Source organism: Clavibacter quasicaliforniensis (genome assembly GCF_051201715.1).
In the GTDB taxonomy this organism is placed as follows: Bacteria; Actinomycetota; Actinomycetes; order Actinomycetales; family Microbacteriaceae; genus Clavibacter; species Clavibacter seminis.
This window is the reverse complement of the sequence record NZ_CP139624.1, coordinates 1,924,021-1,942,333: the sequence shown is the minus strand read 5'-3', so window position 1 is coordinate 1,942,333 and position 18,313 is coordinate 1,924,021. Positions and strand designations below refer to the sequence as shown.

At 70.8% G+C, this 18,313-nt stretch carries 11 protein-coding genes and 1 tRNA gene; 10 read left to right on the top strand and 2 right to left on the bottom strand.

What is annotated here, in order from left to right; translation table 11 throughout:
* Window positions 1–30 precede the first annotated feature (30 nt).
* The 3 genes from gltB to pyk all read left to right on the top strand — a co-directional run bounded on the left by gltB (window position 31) and on the right by pyk (window position 7,584).
* Window positions 31–4,602, top strand: coding sequence for a glutamate synthase large subunit (gene gltB / locus NL142_RS09260; RefSeq protein WP_435078988.1), 4,572 nt, complete (start codon window positions 31–33; stop codon window positions 4,600–4,602).
* Complete coding sequence (locus NL142_RS09255; protein ID WP_043586640.1) at window positions 4,595–6,052, top strand: glutamate synthase subunit beta; 1,458 nt, start codon at window positions 4,595–4,597, stop codon at window positions 6,050–6,052. The genes gltB and NL142_RS09255 overlap by 8 nt, the downstream gene beginning before the upstream one ends.
* A gap of 86 nt (window positions 6,053–6,138) precedes the next feature.
* Complete coding sequence (pyk, locus tag NL142_RS09250; protein WP_194682459.1) at window positions 6,139–7,584, top strand: pyruvate kinase; 1,446 nt, start codon at window positions 6,139–6,141, stop codon at window positions 7,582–7,584.
* A gap of 96 nt (window positions 7,585–7,680) precedes the next feature.
* On the opposite strand, the gene NL142_RS09245 is transcribed toward pyk, so the two are convergent.
* Window positions 7,681–7,763, bottom strand: a tRNA-Leu gene (locus NL142_RS09245).
* 84 nt (window positions 7,764–7,847) lie between these two features.
* Here NL142_RS09245 and NL142_RS09240 point away from each other — a divergent pair.
* Window positions 7,848–8,456, top strand: a complete 609-nt coding sequence (locus NL142_RS09240) for an ANTAR domain-containing response regulator (protein ID WP_012299329.1) — start codon at window positions 7,848–7,850, stop codon at window positions 8,454–8,456.
* A gap of 39 nt (window positions 8,457–8,495) precedes the next feature.
* Here the strand turns inward: NL142_RS09240 and NL142_RS09235 are convergent, their stop codons facing one another.
* Window positions 8,496–8,930 carry a PaaI family thioesterase gene (locus NL142_RS09235; RefSeq protein WP_435078985.1) on the bottom strand — a complete coding sequence of 145 codons (435 nt, stop codon included), beginning with the start codon at window positions 8,928–8,930 and terminating at the stop codon, window positions 8,496–8,498.
* 53 nt (window positions 8,931–8,983) lie between these two features.
* Here NL142_RS09235 and polA point away from each other — a divergent pair, with 53 nt between their 5' ends.
* From polA to uvrB, 6 genes are all read left to right on the top strand, one after another.
* Window positions 8,984–11,668, top strand: a complete 2,685-nt coding sequence (gene polA, locus NL142_RS09230) for a DNA polymerase I (RefSeq protein ID WP_435078983.1) — start codon at window positions 8,984–8,986, stop codon at window positions 11,666–11,668.
* 43 nt (window positions 11,669–11,711) lie between these two features.
* A complete protein-coding gene (locus NL142_RS09225; protein WP_012038442.1) occupies window positions 11,712–12,170 on the top strand; it encodes a PTS mannitol transporter subunit IIA in 459 nt (152 codons plus the stop codon).
* Window positions 12,167–13,846, top strand: coding sequence for a DUF885 domain-containing protein (locus tag NL142_RS09220; RefSeq protein ID WP_435078981.1), 1,680 nt, complete (start codon window positions 12,167–12,169; stop codon window positions 13,844–13,846). Before NL142_RS09225 ends, NL142_RS09220 begins: the two co-directional genes overlap by 4 nt.
* A gap of 186 nt (window positions 13,847–14,032) precedes the next feature.
* Window positions 14,033–15,487: a 30S ribosomal protein S1 gene (rpsA, locus tag NL142_RS09215; protein WP_012038440.1), complete on the top strand. Its 1,455-nt coding sequence runs from the start codon at window positions 14,033–14,035 to the stop codon at window positions 15,485–15,487.
* 87 nt (window positions 15,488–15,574) lie between these two features.
* Complete coding sequence (gene coaE, locus NL142_RS09210) at window positions 15,575–16,189, top strand: dephospho-CoA kinase (protein ID WP_194682463.1); 615 nt, start codon at window positions 15,575–15,577, stop codon at window positions 16,187–16,189.
* Window positions 16,190–16,198: 9 nt separating this feature from the next.
* Window positions 16,199–18,265, top strand: coding sequence for an excinuclease ABC subunit UvrB (gene uvrB, locus NL142_RS09205; protein WP_045528132.1), 2,067 nt, complete (start codon window positions 16,199–16,201; stop codon window positions 18,263–18,265).
* The last annotated feature ends 48 nt before the right edge of the window (window positions 18,266–18,313 follow it).

Below are 18,313 nucleotides of genomic sequence, written 5' to 3'. Positions count from 1 at the left end.
TCCCTCCGCAGTGCATCTAGGACGGTTCCCATGGCGTTCTCCTCCACCTCACCTCCCGGCGGCTCGTTCCCCGCGAAGCAGGGCCTCTACGACCCGGCGTTCGAGAAGGACGCGTGCGGCCTGGCCATGGTGGCCACCCTGCGCGGCACCCCCGGCCACGACATCATCGTCAACGCGCTGGACGCGCTCCGGAACCTGGAGCACCGCGGGGCCATCGGCTCCGACGCGGGCACCGGCGACGGCGCCGGCATCATGACGCAGATCCCGGACGCGTTCCTCCGCGGCGTCGTCGGCTTCGACCTCCCGGCCATGGGGGAGTACGCGGTCGGCATGGCCTTCCTGCCCACCGACGACGCCGAGCGCGAGGAGCTGCAGTCCGGCATCGAGCGCATCGCGGGCGACGAGCGCCTGCGCGTCCTCGGCTGGCGCGAGGTCCCGGTCGACGCGACGCACCTCGGCAACCTGGCGCGCAAGGCCATGCCCTCGTTCCGCCAGCTGTTCCTGACCTCCGACGCGGCGCGGCCGGAGGACCGACCGTCGGGGCTCGCCCTCGACCGCCTCGCCTTCCGCCTGCGCAAGCGCGCGGAGCGGGAGCTCGGCGCCTACTTCATCTCGCTGTCCTCGCGGACCCTCGTCTACAAGGGCATGGTCACCACGCTCCAGCTGGAGCCGTTCTACCCCGACCTCTCCGACGAGCGCTTCGCATCCAAGCTCGCGATCGTGCACTCGCGCTACTCCACCAACACGTTCCCGTCGTGGCCCCTCGCGCAGCCGCTGCGGATGATGGCGCACAACGGCGAGATCAACACGGTCGCGGGCAACCGCAACTGGATGCGCGCCCGCCAGTCCCAGCTCGAGTCGGAGCTTCTCGGCGACCTGTCGCCGCTCATGCCCATCGTCACGCCGGGCGCGAGCGACTCCGCCTCGTTCGACGAGGTGCTCGAGCTCCTCAGCCTCAGCGGCCGCAGCCTGCCGCACGCGATGATGATGATGGTCCCCGAGGCGTGGGAGAAGCAGACCGACATCGACCCCGTCCGCCGCGACTTCTACGAGTACCACTCCATGGTCATGGAGCCGTGGGACGGCCCGGCGGCGCTCACCTTCACCGACGGCACGCTCGTCGGCGCCACCCTCGACCGCAACGGCCTGCGCCCGGGCCGCTACCTCGTCACGCACGACGGGCTCGTGGTGCTGGGCAGCGAGATCGGCGTGCTCGAGATCGACCCCGCGCGCATCATGCGGAAGGGCCGCCTGCGGCCCGGCAAGATGTTCCTCGTCGACACCGAGGCCGGCCGCATCATCGAGGACGACGAGATCAAGTCGGAGCTCGCGGCCAGCGCGCCGTGGGGCGAGTGGCTCCGGAACCGGATCCACCTCGCCGACCTGCCGGAGCGCGAGCACGTCGTGCACACGCCCGCGTCCGTCGTCCGTCGCCAGCGCACCTTCGGCTACACGGAGGAGGAGGTGCGGATGCTCCTCATGCCCATGGCGAAGGTCGGCGCGGAGCCCCTCGGCGCCATGGGCTCGGACACGCCCATCGCGGTGCTCTCGCAGCGCCCGCGCCTGCTGTTCGACTACTTCACGCAGCAGTTCGCGCAGGTCACGAACCCGCCGCTGGACTCCATCCGCGAGGAGGTCGTCACCAGCCTCCGCCTCGGCCTGGGGCCGCAGCGCAACCTCCTCGACGCCGGCCCCGAGCACACGAAGCAGGTCGTGCTCGACTTCCCCGTCATCGACAACGACGAGCTCGCCAAGGTCATCCACATCGACCACCGTCCGGGCAGCCGCACCACCACCATCGTGAGCGGCCTCTACCGCGTCGACGACGGTCCGCTCGCCATGCAGAAGCGCATCGACGCCATGTGCGACGAGGTCGACCGCGCCATCGCGCACGGCGCGCAGTTCATCGTCCTGTCGGACCGTGACAGCAACCGCGACCTCGCCCCCATCCCGTCGCTCCTCATGATCGCCGCGGTGCACCACCACCTCATCCGCAAGCAGACCCGCATGAAGGTCGGCATCGTGGTCGAGGCCGGCGACGTGCGCGAGGTGCACCACATCGCGCTGCTCATCGGCTACGGCGCCTCGGCGGTCAACCCGTACCTGGCGATGGAGTCCTGCGAGGACCTCGTCCGCAGCGGCATGCTCACGGGCGTGACGCCGGAGAAGGCCACGCGGAACCTCATCAAGGGGCTCGGCAAGGGCGTCCTCAAGATCATGTCCAAGATGGGCATCTCGACGGTGTCCTCGTACGCGGGCGCGCAGTGCTTCGAGGCGGTCGGCCTCTCGCAGGGGCTGGTGGACCAGTACTTCTCGGGCACCACCACGCGCCTCGGCGGCGTCGGCATCGACGTCATCGCGGCCGAGAACGCCGCGCGCCACCGCAGCGCGTACCCGACGGACGGCGCCGTGCTGTCCCACGAGCGCCTGCAGACGGGCGGCGAGTACCAGTGGCGCCGCGACGGATCCCCGCACCTCTTCAACCCGGACACGATCTTCCGGCTGCAGCACGCCACCCGCACGCGCCGGTACGACATCTTCCGCGAGTACACGTCCATGGTCGACGCGCAGTCGAAGGACCTCATGACCCTCCGCGGCATGTTCCAGCTGCGCACGGGCACGCGGCCGCCGGTGCCGCTCGACGAGGTCGAGCCCATCAGCGACATCGTGAAGCGCTTCTCCACGGGCGCGATGAGCTACGGATCGATCTCCGAGGAGGCGCACGAGACGCTCGCCATCGCGATGAACCGGCTCGGCGCGAAGTCGAACACGGGCGAGGGCGGCGAGAACGTCGAGCGCCTGCTCGACCCCGAGCGCCGCAGCTCCATCAAGCAGGTCGCGTCCGGGCGCTTCGGCGTCACGAGCATGTACCTCACGCACGCCGACGACATCCAGATCAAGCTCGCGCAGGGCGCCAAGCCCGGCGAGGGCGGTCAGCTGCCGCCCGGCAAGGTCTACCCGTGGGTGGCGCGCACGCGCCACGCGACCGCGGGCGTCGGCCTCATCTCGCCGCCGCCGCACCACGACATCTACTCGATCGAGGACCTCAAGCAGCTGATCTTCGACCTCAAGCGCGCGAACCCGAGCGCCCGGATCCACACGAAGCTCGTCAGCCAGTCGGGCATCGGCGCGGTCGCGGCGGGCGTCGCGAAGGCGCTGAGCGACGTGATCCTCGTCTCGGGCCACGACGGCGGCACGGGCGCGAGCCCGGTCAACTCGCTCAAGCACGCGGGCACGCCGTGGGAGCTGGGCCTCGCCGAGACGCAGCAGACCCTCCGCCTCAACGGCATGCGCGACCGCGTGGTCGTGCAGGTCGACGGGCAGATGAAGTCCGGCCGCGACGTCATCGTCGGCGCCCTGCTCGGCGCCGAGGAGTTCGGCTTCGCCACCGCGCCGCTCGTCGTGTCCGGCTGCATCATGATGCGCGTCTGCCACCTCGACACCTGCCCCGTGGGCGTCGCCACGCAGAACCCGGAGCTACGCAAGCGCTTCCCCGGCAAGGCCGACCACGTCGTCAACTTCTTCGAGTTCATCGCGCAGGAGGTGCGCGAGCACCTCGCTGCCCTCGGCTACCGCTCGCTCGACGAGATCGTGGGCCGCAACGACCTGCTCGGCGTCGAGGACGCGGTCGACCACTGGAAGGCGTCGGGGCTCGACCTCACGCCGATCCTGGTCGGCCCGACCTTCGCCGACGACGAGCCCATGAAGCACGGCCGGTCGCAGGACCACGAGCTCGAGGACCACTTCGACAACGAGCTCATCCGCCTCAGCCGCGACGTGCTCGACCACGGCGGCCGGGTCGAGATCGACCTGCCGGTGCGGAACACGGCGCGCGCGGTCGGCACGATGCTCGGCCACCTGGTCACGAAGGCGCACGGCGAGGACGGGCTGCCGACGGGATCCATCGACGTCACCCTCCGCGGGTCCGCCGGCCAGTCGTTCGGCGCGTTCATGCCGTCGGGGATCACGCTGCGCCTCGTCGGCGACAGCAACGACTACCTCGGCAAGGGCCTCTCGGGCGGCGACATCGTCGTGCGGCCCGACGCGAGGGCCGGCTTCCCCGCGGAGGAGAACGTCATCGCGGGCAACGTCATCGGCTACGGCGCCACGCAGGGCACCATGTTCATCCGCGGCATGGTGGGGGAGCGGTTCCTCGTCCGCAACTCCGGCGCCACCGCGGTCGTCGAGGCGGTGGGCGACCACGCGCTCGAGTACATGACCGGCGGGCTCGCGCTCGTCCTCGGCGGCACCGGCCGGAACATCGGCGCCGGCATGTCGGGCGGCACCGCGTACGTGATCGACCTCGACCGCGACCGCATCAACACCGACGCGCTCGCGTCGGGCGAGCTCGAGCTGCACCCGCTCGGGAGCGCCGACGTCGAGATCGTGCTCGACCTCCTCCGCCGGCACCTCGCCGAGACCGGATCCACCGTGGCCGAGCGCCTGCTCGCCGACCCGGAGACCTCCATGGAACGCTTCACCAAGATCCTGCCGCGGGACTACGCGGCCGTCCTCGCCACCCGCCAGACCGCGGTGGACGAGGGCCTCGACCCCGACGGCGACGTCGCCTGGAAGCGCATCCTGGAGGTGACCGGTGGCTGACCCCAAGGGCTTCCTCAAGGTGACGGAGCGCGAGCTCCCCAAGCGCCGACCCGTCTCGGTGCGGCTCATGGACTGGAAGGAGGTCTACGAGCAGCAGGAGCGCGGCGAGCTCGTGCGCCAGGCCGGCCGGTGCATGGACTGCGGCATCCCGTTCTGCCACCAGGGCTGCCCGCTGGGCAACCTCATCCCGGAGTGGAACGACCTCACGTGGCGCGGCGAGGGCCGCCAGGCCATCGAGCGCCTGCACGCCACGAACAACTTCCCGGAGTTCACCGGCCGCCTGTGCCCGGCGCCCTGCGAGAGCTCGTGCGTGCTCGGCATCAACCAGCCGCCCGTGACGATCAAGCAGGTCGAGGTGTCGATCATCGACGACGCCTTCCAGAAGGGATGGGTCGAGCCGCATCCGCCCGAGCGGCTCACGGGCAAGACCGTCGCGGTCGTGGGATCCGGTCCCGCGGGGCTCGCCGCCGCCCAGCAGCTCACGCGCGCCGGCCACACGGTCGCGGTGTTCGAGCGCGACGACCGCATCGGCGGCCTGCTGCGCTACGGGATCCCCGACTTCAAGATGGAGAAGCGCCACCTCGAGGCGCGTCTCGCGCAGATGACCGCCGAGGGCACCCGCTTCCGCGCGGGCGTCGACATCGGGAAGGACATCACCTGGTCCGACCTGCGCCTCCGCTACGACGCCGTCGTGGTCTGCACGGGCGCGCTCGTGCCCCGCGACCTCGACATCCCCGGTCGCGACGTCGACGGCGTCCACTTCGCCATGGACTACCTGCGCCAGTCGAACCACGCGACGGCCGGCGACCAGGTGCCCGAGCAGATCCACGCGGAGGGCAAGCACGTCGTCGTCCTCGGCGGCGGCGACACGGGCGCGGACTGCATCGGCACCGCGCACCGGCAGAAGGCGGCATCGGTCACCAACCTCGCCATCGGCCAGCAGCCGCCGACGGAGCGACGCCCCGACCAGCCGTGGCCCACGTACCCGACCCTCTTCGAGGTGTCGAGCGCGCACGAGGAGGGCGGCGAGCGCCACTACCTCGCCACCACGGTGGAGTTCCTGAAGGACGACGACGGGCACGTCCGTGCCGTCCGCGTCGCCGAGACCGAGTTCCGCGACGGGCGCCGCGTGCCGAAGTCGGGCACCGAGCGCGAGATCCCCGCCGACCTCGTGCTCCTCGCGCTCGGCTTCACCGGCCCCGAGAAGGCAGCCCTCGAGAGCCAGCTGGAGGTCCCCTTCGACGAGCGCGGCAACGTCGCGCGCGGCGAGGACTACCAGACCGACCAGGCCGGAGTCTTCGTCGCGGGCGACGCGGGTCGCGGCCAGTCGCTCATCGTCTGGGCCATCGCGGAGGGACGTTCAGCGGCCTCCGCCGTCGACCGGTACCTTGAGGGGGACACGGAGCTCCCGTTCCCGGTCCGTCCCACGGACCGCGCTCTCTCCATCTGACCCGGCCGCCGCGCCATGTGCGCGGGCCGCGACCACTCACCCGAACCGCGTCCGTGTGCGACGCAGAAACGCGAGACAGACAGAGCATGACCAGACGAGCGAAGATCGTCGCGACCCTCGGGCCCGCGACCAGCTCCTATGAGAGCATCCGCGCCATCATCGATGCCGGCGTGGACGTGGCCCGCATGAACCTGAGCCACGGCACCTACGACGTCCACGAGGGCATCTACTCCACGATCCGGAAGGCCGCCGACGATGCGGGCCGCGCGGTCGCGGTCCTCGTCGACCTGCAGGGCCCGAAGATCCGGCTCGGCAAGTTCTCGGACGGCCCGCATGACCTGGCCTTCGGCGACACCTTCGTCATCACGGTCGAGGACATCCTCGGCACGAAGGACATCTGCTCCACCACGTACAAGGGCCTCCCCGGCGACGTGAAGCCGGGCGACCCGCTGCTCATCGACGACGGCAAGGTCACGCTCCGCGTGGTCTCCACCGACGGCACCCGCGTCACGACGACGGTCGAGGTGGGCGGCGCCGTCAGCAACAACAAGGGCATCAACCTCCCGGGCGTCGCGGTCAACGTGCCCGCCCTCTCCGGCAAGGACGAGGCCGACCTCCGCTGGGGCCTCCGCCTCGGCGCCGACCTCATCGCGCTGAGCTTCGTCCGGGACGCCTCGGACATCGTCCGCGTGCACGAGATCATGGACGAGGAGGGCCGTCGCGTCCCCGTCGTCGCCAAGGTCGAGAAGCCGCAGGCCGTGGACGCGCTCGAGGAGATCGTCGACGCGTTCGACGCGATCATGGTCGCCCGCGGCGACCTGGGCGTCGAGCTGCCGCTCGAGGCCGTGCCGATCGTGCAGAAGCGCGCGGTCGAGCTCGCCCGCCGCAAGGCCAAGCCCGTCATCGTGGCCACGCAGATGCTCGAGTCCATGATCACGAGCCCCCGCCCCACACGCGCCGAGGCCTCCGACTGCGCCAACGCGGTGCTCGACGGCGCCGACGCGCTCATGCTGAGCGGCGAGACGAGCGTGGGCGAGTTCCCCGTCGTCACGGTCAAGACCATGGCCCGCATCATCGAGTCGACCGAGGAGCACGGGCTGGAGCGCATCCCCAAGCTCGGCACGCGCCCCTTCACGCAGGGCGGCGCCATCACGCTCGCGGCCGCCGAGGTGGCGGAGTTCGTCGAGGCGAAGTTCCTCTGCGTCTTCACCGAGTCCGGCGACTCCGTGCGCCGCATGACCCGCCTCCGGAACGGCATCCCGATCCTCGCGTTCACGCCGAACGAGGGCATCCGCCGCCGTCTCGCGCTGTCGTGGGGCGTCCAGTCCTACCTCGTCGAGCCGGTCACGCACACCGACCAGATGTTCCACCAGGTCGACGACGTGCTCCTCGCGGAGGGCCTCGCGGAGGTCGGCCAGAAGGTCGTCGTCATCGCCGGATCCCCTCCCGGCATCGCGGGCTCGACCAACGAGCTGCGCGTCCACGTCGTCGGCGACGCCGTGAACGAGGCCGCTCCCGCGTACGAGAAGTAGCGCGCGGACGCGGGGGCCCCGGCCCCCGCGGAGACGTCGGAGGGCGGGCGACCTGCGTGGTCGCCCGCCCTCTCGCGTCTCCCTCGCGGGCTGCGGTGCCGGATGTGGGACTCGAACCCACACGCCCTCACGGACAGAGCATTTTGAGTGCTCCGCGTCTGCCATTCCGCCAATCCGGCGCACCCCGGTCGACCCGGGATCTGGCGGGCACCCGCCGTCCCGGCGCGCACCGGCCCGCCCGACGATACCGTAGGCTCCTATCCGTGAGTGACCAGGAAGCAACCCCCGCAGCCCCCCGCCGTGTCGTCGTCGCCGAGGACGAGTCGCTCATCCGCCTCGACATCGTGGAGACCCTCCGCGACAACGGCTTCGAGGTCGTGGGCGAGGCCGGTGACGGCGAGACCGCCGTCGCGCTCGCCACGGAGCTGCGTCCCGACCTCGTCATCATGGACGTCAAGATGCCCCAGCTCGACGGCATCTCCGCGGCCGAGCGGCTGAACCGCAACCACATCGCGCCCGTCGTCCTCCTCACGGCCTTCAGCCAGAAGGAGCTCGTCGAGCGCGCGGGCGAGGCCGGCGCGCTGGCCTACGTCGTCAAGCCGTTCACGCCGAACGACCTGCTGCCCGCGATCGAGATCGCCCTGGCGCGCTACGCGCAGATCATCACCCTCGAGGCCGAGGTGTCCGACCTCGTCGAGCGCTTCGAGACCCGCAAGCTCGTCGACCGGGCCAAGGGCCTGCTCAACGAGAAGATGGGCCTCACGGAGCCCGAGGCGTTCCGCTGGATCCAGAAGGCGTCCATGGACCGCCGCCTCACCATGCACGACGTGGCGCAGGCCATCATCGAGCAGCTGAGCGCCAAGAAGGCCTAGCCGCCGCCGCGCGTGACGCGCGGTACGGGGTCGCCGCGGTCAGCGCCGCGAGCGCTCGCGGATGATGTTCGTGATCCGCACGGTCGAGAGCCGTCGTCCCTCGTCGTCCGTCATGACGATCTCGTGCGTCGTGAGCGTGCCGCCGAGGTGGATCGCCGTGCAGGTGCCGGTGATGGTGCCGGTCGACGCCGAGCGCGTGTGGCTCGCGTTGAGCTCGATGCCGAAGGCGACCCGGTCGGGGCCGGCGTGCACGTTCGCCGACATGGATCCGAGCGACTCGGCGAGCACGACGTACGCGCCGCCGTGCACCACGCCGTACGGCTGCGTGTTGCCCTCGGCGGGCATGGTGGCGACGGACCTCTCGGGGCTCAGCTCCTGGAAGACGATGCCCATCTTCTCGGCGAGCGCGCCCACGTCCTGGGGCTGGCGGAGGAGCCGCGCGGTGGCGGACGGCTCGGATGCGGGCTGGGTCATGGGGGATCCTCCAGGGCCGGTCGGACGTCGGGAGCCCTCTATAGGCTGGACCCGTGCCGAACACGGAAAAGCCTACCCTCCTCGTCATCGACGGCCATTCCCTGGCGTTCCGGGCCTTCTACGCCCTGCCGGCGGAGAGCTTCCAGAACCGCGAGGGGCAGCACACGAACGCCGTGCACGGCTTCATCGCGATGCTCATCAACCTCCTGCAGAAGGAGAAGCCCACGCACGTGGGCGTCGCGTTCGACATCTCGCGCTTCTCGTTCCGCACGCGCGAGTACCCGGAGTACAAGGGCACGCGCGGCGAGACGCCCGTGGAGTTCACCGGGCAGGTGCCGCTGCTCGAGCGCGCGCTGAAGACCATGAACATCCCCACCCTCACCAAGGAGGACCACGAGGCGGACGACATCCTCGCGACCCTGGCCACGCAGGGTCGCGAGCAGGGCTTCCGCGTGCTCGTCGTCTCGGGCGACCGCGACGCCATCCAGCTCGTCAACGACGACGTCACGCTGCTCTACCCGTCCACCCAGGGCGTCTCCCAGCTCACGCGCTACGACGCCGAGAAGGTGTTCGAGAAGTACGGCGTGCAGCCGGAGATGTACCCGGACATCGCGGCGCTCGTGGGGGAGACCAGCGACAACCTCATCGGCGTCGACAAGGTCGGCCCGAAGACGGCCGTCAAGTGGCTCAACCAGTACGGGTCGCTCGACGCGGTCCTCGAGCACCGGGGCGAGATCTCGGGCAAGGTCGGCGACAACCTCCGCGCCCAGTACGAGAACGTCATCCGCAACCGCCGCCTCAACCGGCTGCTCACCGACGTCGAGCTGCCGCTCGGGCCCAGGGACCTCGAGCGGAAGCCCATCGACGAGCCCGCCCTCCGCGAGGTGTTCCAGGTGCTGGAGTTCAAGCAGCTGCTGGATCGGGTGCTGAAGCTGGAGGGATCCGGCGCCTCCGCGTCGAGCGAGGGCACGCCCGTCGGCGTGGTCGAGCAGGAGCCGTCCACGGCCCCCGCCGCCCCGCGGCCGCAGCAGCTGCTCGACGAGGAGCTCGCGAAGTGGATCGAGAGGCAGAGCGCCGCTTCGCCCCACGGCCTCGGCCTCACGGTCGAGACGCAGGACGGGAGGCCCGTCGGCTTCGGCCTCGCGAGCGCGACCGAGGCGGTGACCCTGCCGTGGCAGGAGGGCCGCGCCGACTACGCGCCGTTCGAGCGATGGCTGGCGAGCGACGCGCCGAAGATCATGTCGGACGCCAAGCTGCAGGTGAAAGCGATGCGCCGCGCCGGCCTCGAGGTCCAGGGGCTCGCGTTCGACGTGCTCGTCGCGGGCTGGCTGCTGCGTCCCGGGTTCACCGACAAGACGCTCGCCGCGCTGGTGAGCCGGTACCTCATGGAGGACCTGCCCGAGCCCGACGCCAACCAGCTCGTCCCCGAGACGGAGGCGCTCACGGCGCCGGTCGAGGCCTGGTACACGCTCCGGGTCGAGCACGCGCTGCGCGAGGTGCTCGACGAGCGCACGCTCGGCGTCATGGTCGACATCGAGATGCCGACGCTGCTCGTGCTCGTGGAGATGGAGCTGCGAGGCGTCGCGACCGACCGCGCCGGCCTCGCCGAGCTGTCGGCGCAGCTGCAGGAGCGCATCACCGACCTCGCCCAGCGCGCGTTCGCGGAGATCGGCAAGGAGATCAACCTCGGCTCGCCGAAGCAGCTGCAGGAGGTCCTCTTCGACCAGCTCGGCATGCCGAAGACGCGCGCCAACAAGACCGGCTTCTCCACGGATGCCGGCGCGCTGGCCGACCTCCAGGCGTCGAACCCGCACCCTTTCCTCGACCTGCTGCTCGAGCACCGCGACGCGAGCAAGCTGCGGCAGATCATCCAGACGCTCGAGCGCGGCATCGGCGACGACGAGCGGATCCACACCACCTACGTGCAGACCGGCACGACGACCGGCCGCATCTCCTCGAACGACCCGAACCTGCAGAACATCCCGGTGCGCACGGAGGAGGGCCGCCGCATCCGCAGCGCCATCCGCGTCGGCGAGGGCTACGAGACCCTGCTCACCGCCGACTACTCGCAGATCGAGATGCGGATCATGGCGCACCTCTCCGGCGACGCGGGCCTCATCGAGGCATTCGCGGCGGGGGAGGACCTGCACCGCTTCGTCGGATCCCGCATCTTCGGGGTGGAGCCCGCGGATGTGAGCGCCGAGATGCGCACCAAGGTCAAGGCCATGAGCTACGGCCTCGCCTACGGGTTGAGCGCGTTCGGGCTGTCCAAGCAGCTGCGCATCCCGTCGTCCGAGGCGAAGCAGCTCATGACCGACTACTTCGCGCGCTTCGGGGCCGTGCGCGACTACCTCCGCCAGGTCGTGGAGGAGGCGCGCGCCGCCGGGTACACGGAGACGATCTTCGGCCGCCGCCGCCCGTTCCCCGACCTCAACAGCCCGAACCGCGTCCTCCGCGACAACGCCGAGCGGGCTGCCCTCAACGCGCCCATCCAGGGCTCGGCGGCCGACATCATGAAGATCGCCATGATCCGCATCGAGGCCGACATGCGCGAGCGCGACATGGCGTCGCGCATGCTCCTGCAGGTGCACGACGAGCTCATCCTCGAGGTCGCAGCGGGGGAGTGGGACGCGCTCGAGGCCATCGTGACGGACCGCATGGCCCACGCGGCGGACCTCCGGGTGCCGCTCGAGGTGCAGGTGGGCCGCGGCGACTCGTGGGCCGCCGCCGCGCACTGATCGGCGGATCCCCTCCATCCACCCAGCACGAGGAGCACAGCGCATGACGACAGCACGACTCTCCGACCTCCTCGCGGACGGCGCGATCCGCCTGGACGCGCACGCCGACGACCGCGAGTCCGCCATCCGCCAGGCGGGCGACGCGCTCGTCGCGGCCGGCGCCGTCGAGCCCGGCTACGTCGAGGCCATGGTCGAGCGCGAGCGATCCGTGTCCACCTTCGTGGGCGAGGGCGTCGCGGTGCCGCACGGCACGCTCGCCGCGGGCCGCGACCTCGTCCGGGCCGACGCGATCAGCCTGCTGCGCCTGCCCGACGGCGTCGACTGGGACGGCCACGACGTCCGCATCGTCATCGGCATCGCGGCGACGGGAGGCGGGCACATCGCGCTGCTGTCGCGACTCGCGGAGATCCTGCTCGACCCCGTGCGCGCGGAGCAGCTGCGCGGCGCGACGGATCCGGCGACCGTCCGGTCCCTGCTGGGAGCCGCTACGGTCGAGGGATGACGACGACGCCGAAGGCCCCCCGACCGCAGACGGACATCGACCGGATCGCCGAGGGCTGGATCGACGCCTCGCTCGACCTGCACCCCGAGGAGCGCGTCTACCTCGGCCGCCCCGGACGCGAGGGCGAGTACGGCGACATGTCGCCCGCGGGCCACGCGGCGCACGCCGACGCCGCTCGCGCGGTCGTCCGGCAGCTCGCCCGGGCCACGCCCGTCGACGCGATCGACGAGGTCACCCGCATGGACCTCACCCGGGAGCTGGAGCTCGACGTCGAGATGCACGACGCCGGCGTGCACCTCTCCGACCTCAACGTGATCGCGTCGCCCGCGCAGGGCATCCGCGAGGTGTTCGACATCTCGCCCACCTCCTCCGCGGACGACTGGGAGCGCATCGCGACGCGGCTCGGCAACGTCGCCGGCGCGGTCGACGGCTACATCGCGACCCTGCGCGAGGGCGTCCGCCGCGGGCAGGTGCCGGCGAAGCGGCAGATCCGCGAGGTGCTCGGCCAGGTCGAGCGCCAGGCCGCGCCCGACGGGTTCTTCCGGTCCTTCGCCGACGAGGCGCGACCGGACGACGGCGAGCTGCCCGCGTCCCTCCGCCAGGACCTCGGGGCGCGCGCCGAGGAGGCCAGGTCGGCGTACGAGCGGCTGGCGTCGTTCCTCGGCTCCGAGCTCGAGCCCGCTGGCCGCGACGCCGACGCCGTGGGCCGCGAGCAGTACGCCCTCCGGTCGCGCTCCTTCCTCGGCGCCGAGGTCGACCTCGACGAGACGTACGAGTGGGGCGTGGGCGAGCTCGCGCGCATGGTGGAGGAGCAGGAGGCCATCGCCCGCGAGATCCTCCCGGGCGCGAGCGTGCTCGAGGCCATCGCGCACCTCGACGGCGACGCGTCGCGCAAGCTGCACGGCACGGAGGCCCTCCGTGCGTGGATGCAGGAGACGAGCGACCGTGCGGTGGAGGAGCTCGGCCGCACGCACTTCGACATCCCCCAGGAGATCCGCGCGCTCGAGTGCATGATCGCCCCCACGCAGGAGGGCGGCATCTACTACTCCGGCCCCGCCGACGACTTCAGCCGCCCCGGCCGCATGTGGTGGTCGGTGCCCGAGGGCGTCACGGAGTTCGACACCTGGCGCGAGCTGACGACCGTCTACCACGAGGGCGTCCCCGGCCACCACCTGCAGATCGCGCAGGCCACATACAACAAGGCGGAGCTCAACACGTGGCGCCGCTTCGCCGGCACGTCGGGCCACGCGGAGGGCTGGGCCCTCTACGCCGAGCGCCTGATGCAGGAGCTGGGCTACCTCGACGACCCGGCCGACCGCCTCGGGATGCTCGACGGGCAGCGGATGCGCGCCGCCCGCGTGGTGCTCGACATCGGCGTCCACCTCGGCAAGACGCGCCCCGACGGCGAGGGCGTCTGGGACGCCGACTTCGCGTTCGACTTCATGGGCCGGAACGTCAACATGGATCCGTCCTTCGTGCGCTTCGAGGTCAACCGCTACCTCGGCTGGCCCGGACAGGCCCCCTCCTACAAGGTCGGCCAGCGCATCTGGGAGGACCTCCGCGACGAGTCCCGCCGGCGCGAGGGCGACGCGTTCGACATCCGCGCGTTCCACCGCCGCGCGCTCGACGTGGGCGGCGTCGGCCTCGACACGCTGCGGGCGGCGGTCCTCCGCTGACCGCGGGCGGGGCGGTCGACACGCGCAGGGCCGACGTCCCGCGCGGCGCGGTTGTCCCGCCTCCGCGGCCGGGTCTAAGATCTACTGTCGCACTTCTGCGACGACCCATCCGTCCGCCGCTCGACCGGTACCCGCGCGGGTCCGCGCCAGCGGCCTTATTCATGCCCATCCTGGAGCACTAACTACATGACAATCGCAACGACCGACAAGGCGCCCAAGCAGGTCGCGATCAACGACATCGGATCTGCTGAGGACTTCCTCGCCGCGGTCGAGAAGACACTGAAGTTCTTCAACGACGGAGACCTCATCGAGGGCACCGTCGTGAAGATCGATCGGGACGAGGTCCTGATCGACGTCGGCTACAAGACCGAGGGCGTCATCCCCTCGCGTGAGCTGTCGATCAAGCACGACGTCGACCCCACGGAGGTCGTCAAGGTCGGCGACACCGTCGAGGCCCTCGTCCTCCAGAAGGAGGACAAGGAAGGCCGTCTGATCCTGTCCAAGAAGCGCGCGCAGTACGAGCGTGCGTGGGGCGACGTGGAGAAGATCAAGGAGTCCGACGGCGTCGTCACCGGCACCGTCATCGAGGTCGTCAAGGGCGGCCTCATCGTGGACATCGGCCTCCGCGGCTTCCTCCCGGCCTCGCTCATCGAGCTGCGCCGCGTCCGCGACCTCACGCCGTACCTCGGCCAGGAGATCGAGGCCAAGATCCTCGAGCTCGACAAGAACCGCAACAACGTGGTCCTGTCGCGCCGTGCGCTCCTCGAGCAGACGCAGTCCGAGAGCCGCAGCACGTTCCTCAACAACCTCCAGAAGGGCCAGGTCCGCAAGGGCGTGGTCTCCTCGATCGTCAACTTCGGCGCGTTCGTGGACCTGGGCGGCGTCGACGGCCTCGTGCACGTCTCCGAGCTCAGCTGGAAGCACATCGAGCACGCCAGCGAGGTCGTCGAGGTGGGCCAGGAGGTGACCGTCGAGATCCTCGAGGTCGACCTGGACCGCGAGCGCGTCTCGCTGTCGCTCAAGGCGACGCAGGAGGACCCGTGGCAGGTCTTCGCCCGCACGCACGCCATCGGCCAGGTCGCGCCCGGCAAGGTCACCAAGCTGGTGCCGTTCGGTGCGTTCGTCCGCGTGGCCGAGGGCATCGAGGGCCTCGTGCACATCTCGGAGCTCTCCGGCAAGCACGTCGAGCTCGCGGAGCAGGTCGTGTCCGTCGGCGACGAGGTGTTCGTCAAGGTCATCGACATCGACCTCGAGCGTCGCCGCATCTCGCTGAGCCTCAAGCAGGCCAACGACGGCGTCGACCCCGAGGGCACCGAGTTCGACCCCGCCCTCTACGGCATGCTCACCGAGTACGACGACCAGGGGAACTACAAGTACCCCGAGGGCTTCGACCCGGAGACCAACGAGTGGAAGGAAGGCTTCGAGTCGCAGCGCGAGACCTGGGAGCAGCAGTACGCCGCAGCCCAGGCCCGCTGGGAGGCCCACAAGAAGCAGGTCGCGGCGGCAGCCGAGGCCGAGGCGGCCGACACGGGCATCACGTCCGCCGGCCCCGGCTTCACGAGCGACTCGACGGGCGCCGGCACGCTGGCGGACGACGAGAGCCTCGCCGCCCTGCGCGAGAAGCTGTCCAGCTCGAAGTAGCACCACCGCACGATCACGAGGCCGCTCTCCCTCCGGGGAGGGCGGCCTCCGTCGTCGCCGGGCGAGCCGCCCGCCTAGGCTGGATCCATGCAGGTGATCGGACTGACGGGCGGCATCGCCGCGGGCAAGACGGTGGTGGCCGACCGCCTGGCGGAGCTCGGGGCCGTGCGCATCGACGCCGACCGGCTCGCCCGCGAGGTCGTGGAACCCGGCACCCCCGCCCTCGCGGAGATCGCCCGGCGCTTCGGCCCCGGCGTGATCGCCGCGGACGGCTCCCTCGACCGGCCCGCGCTCGGCGCGGTCGTGTTCCAGGACCCGGACGCGCGACGCGACCTCGAGGCCATCACGCACCCCGCGGTGCGCGCGCTCTCCGCCGCGCGCATGGCCGCGGCGGGAGAGGCGGACGCCGACGCGGTCGTCGTCTACGACATCCCGCTCCTCGTGGAGTCCGGCCGCGTCGACGAGTTCGACCGGATCGTGGTGGTCCACGCGCCGCGCGAGGAGCGCATCCGCCGCCTCGTCGAGCTCCGCGGGATGTCGACCGAGGAGGCCGAGCGCCGCATCGCGTCGCAGGCCACCGACGAGGAGCGCCTCGCCGTCGCCGACGAGGTCGTCGACTCCGGGATCTCGCTCACGTCGACGCTCGCGCAGACGGATCGGCTCTGGGCGAACCTGTCCGGCGGTGTCGGTGGCCGCTCGTAGGCTGATCACATGCAGCCCACCCGTTCCGTGCGCCCGTTCAAGGTCGTCAGCGACTACTCCCCGAGCGGCGACCAGCCCACGGCCATCGCGGAGCTGGCGGGCCGGGTCAACGCCGGCGAGCCCGACGTCGTGCTCCTCGGCGCCACCGGAACCGGCAAGTCGGCCACGGCCGCCTGGCTCATCGAGCAGGTCCAGCGGCCCACGCTGATCCTCGCCCACAACAAGACGCTCGCCGCCCAGCTCGCCACCGAGTTCCGCGAGCTCATGCCGGACAACGCGGTCGAGTACTTCGTCTCCTACTACGACTACTACCAGCCCGAGGCCTACGTCCCGCAGACGGACACCTTCATCGAGAAGGACTCGTCGGTCAACGCCGAGGTCGAGCGCCTGCGTCACTCCACTACAAACTCGCTCCTCAGCCGCCGCGACGTCGTGGTGGTCAGCACGGTGTCGTGCATCTACGGCCTCGGCCAGCCCGAGCAGTACATGAACGCCATGGTCGCGCTCCAGGTGGGCATGCAGATCAACCGCGACACGCTCATCCGCAAGTTCGTCTCCATGCAGTACCAGCGCAACGACGTCGACTTCTCGCGCGGCAACTTCCGCGTGCGCGGCGACACCATCGAGATCATCCCGATGTACGAGGAGCTGGCCATCCGGATCGAGATGTTCGGCGACGAGATCGAGGCGCTGTACCAGCTGCACCCGCTCACGGGCGACGTGGTCCGCAAGATGGACTCCGTGTCCGTGTTCCCGGGATCCCATTACGTGGCGGAGACCGAGGTCATGCGGCGGGCCATCGGCACCATCCAGCAGGAGCTCGAGGAGCGGCTCGCGGTGCTGGAGCGCGAGGGCAAGCTTCTCGAGGCCCAGCGGCTGCGCATGCGCACCAACTTCGACATCGAGATGATGCAGCAGATCGGCTTCTGCTCGGGCATCGAGAACTACTCGCGGCACATCGACGGACGGGACGCGGGGGAGGCCCCGCACTGCCTGCTCGACTACTTCCCGGACGACTTCCTCGTCGTCATCGACGAGTCGCACGTCACCGTGCCGCAGATCGGCGCCATGTTCGAGGGCGACTCGTCGCGCAAGCGCACGCTCGTCGAGCACGGCTTCCGCCTGCCGAGCGCGCTCGACAACCGGCCGCTGAAGTGGAACGAGTTCACGGAGCGCGTGCCGCAGACCGTGTACATGTCGGCGACTCCCGGCAAGTACGAGCTCGGCATGGGCGACGGCGTGGTGGAGCAGATCATCCGCCCGACCGGCCTCATCGACCCGGCCATCGTCGTCAAGCCCACGAAGGGCCAGATCGACGACCTGCTGGAGCAGATCCGCATCCGCGTGGAGAAGGACGAGCGCATCCTCGTCACCACGCTCACGAAGAAGATGGCGGAGGAGCTCACCGACTACTTCGCCGAGGCCGGGGTGCGCGTGCGCTACCTCCACTCGGACGTCGACACCCTGCGCCGCGTCGAGCTGCTCAGCGAGCTGCGGGCCGGCGTGTACGACGTGCTCGTGGGCATCAACCTGCTGCGCGAGGGCCTCGACCTCCCGGAGGTGTCGCTCGTCGCGATCCTCGACGCCGACAAGGAGGGCTTCCTGCGGTCGTCCACGTCGCTCATCCAGACCATCGGCCGCGCGGCCCGCAACGTGTCCGGCGAGGTGCACATGTACGCCGACGTGCTGACGGACAGCATGAAGCGCGCCATCGAGGAGACCGACCGCCGCCGCGAGAAGCAGGTCGCCTACAACACCGAGCACGGCATCGACCCGACGCCCCTGCGCAAGCGCATCGCCGACATCACCGAGATCCTGGCGCGCGAGGGCGAGGACACGAAGAAGATGCTCGAGGGGCGCGGCGGCGGCAAGCGCTCGCCCACGCCGAACCTCCGACGCGAGGGCAAGGCGGCCGCGGGAGCGAACGAGCTGGAGACGATCATCTCCGACCTCAACGACCAGATGCTGCAGGCGGCGGGCGAGCTGAAGTTCGAGCTGGCCGCGCGGCTCCGCGACGAGCTGGGCGACCTGAAGCGCGAGCTGCGGCAGATGGAGAAGGCCGGCCACCTGTCCTGATGCCGAGGGGCGCGCAGCGGACGACCGTCGGTCGCGCGCCCGGGCCGC

Excerpts from the sequence above, each read along its gene's own strand:
- gltB (WP_435078988.1), top strand. The coding sequence starts at position 31 with ATGGCGTTCTCCTCCACCTCACCTCCCGGCGGCTCGTTCCCCGCGAAG.
- pyk (WP_194682459.1), top strand. The coding sequence starts at position 6,139 with ATGACCAGACGAGCGAAGATCGTCGCGACCCTCGGGCCCGCGACCAGC.
- NL142_RS09235 (WP_435078985.1), bottom strand. The coding sequence starts at position 8,930 with ATGACCCAGCCCGCATCCGAGCCGTCCGCCACCGCGCGGCTCCTCCGC.
- NL142_RS09225 (WP_012038442.1), top strand. The coding sequence starts at position 11,712 with ATGACGACAGCACGACTCTCCGACCTCCTCGCGGACGGCGCGATCCGC.
- NL142_RS09220 (WP_435078981.1), top strand. The coding sequence starts at position 12,167 with ATGACGACGACGCCGAAGGCCCCCCGACCGCAGACGGACATCGACCGG.
- rpsA (WP_012038440.1), top strand. The coding sequence starts at position 14,033 with ATGACAATCGCAACGACCGACAAGGCGCCCAAGCAGGTCGCGATCAAC.
- coaE (WP_194682463.1), top strand. The coding sequence starts at position 15,575 with ATGCAGGTGATCGGACTGACGGGCGGCATCGCCGCGGGCAAGACGGTG.
- uvrB (WP_045528132.1), top strand. The coding sequence starts at position 16,199 with ATGCAGCCCACCCGTTCCGTGCGCCCGTTCAAGGTCGTCAGCGACTAC.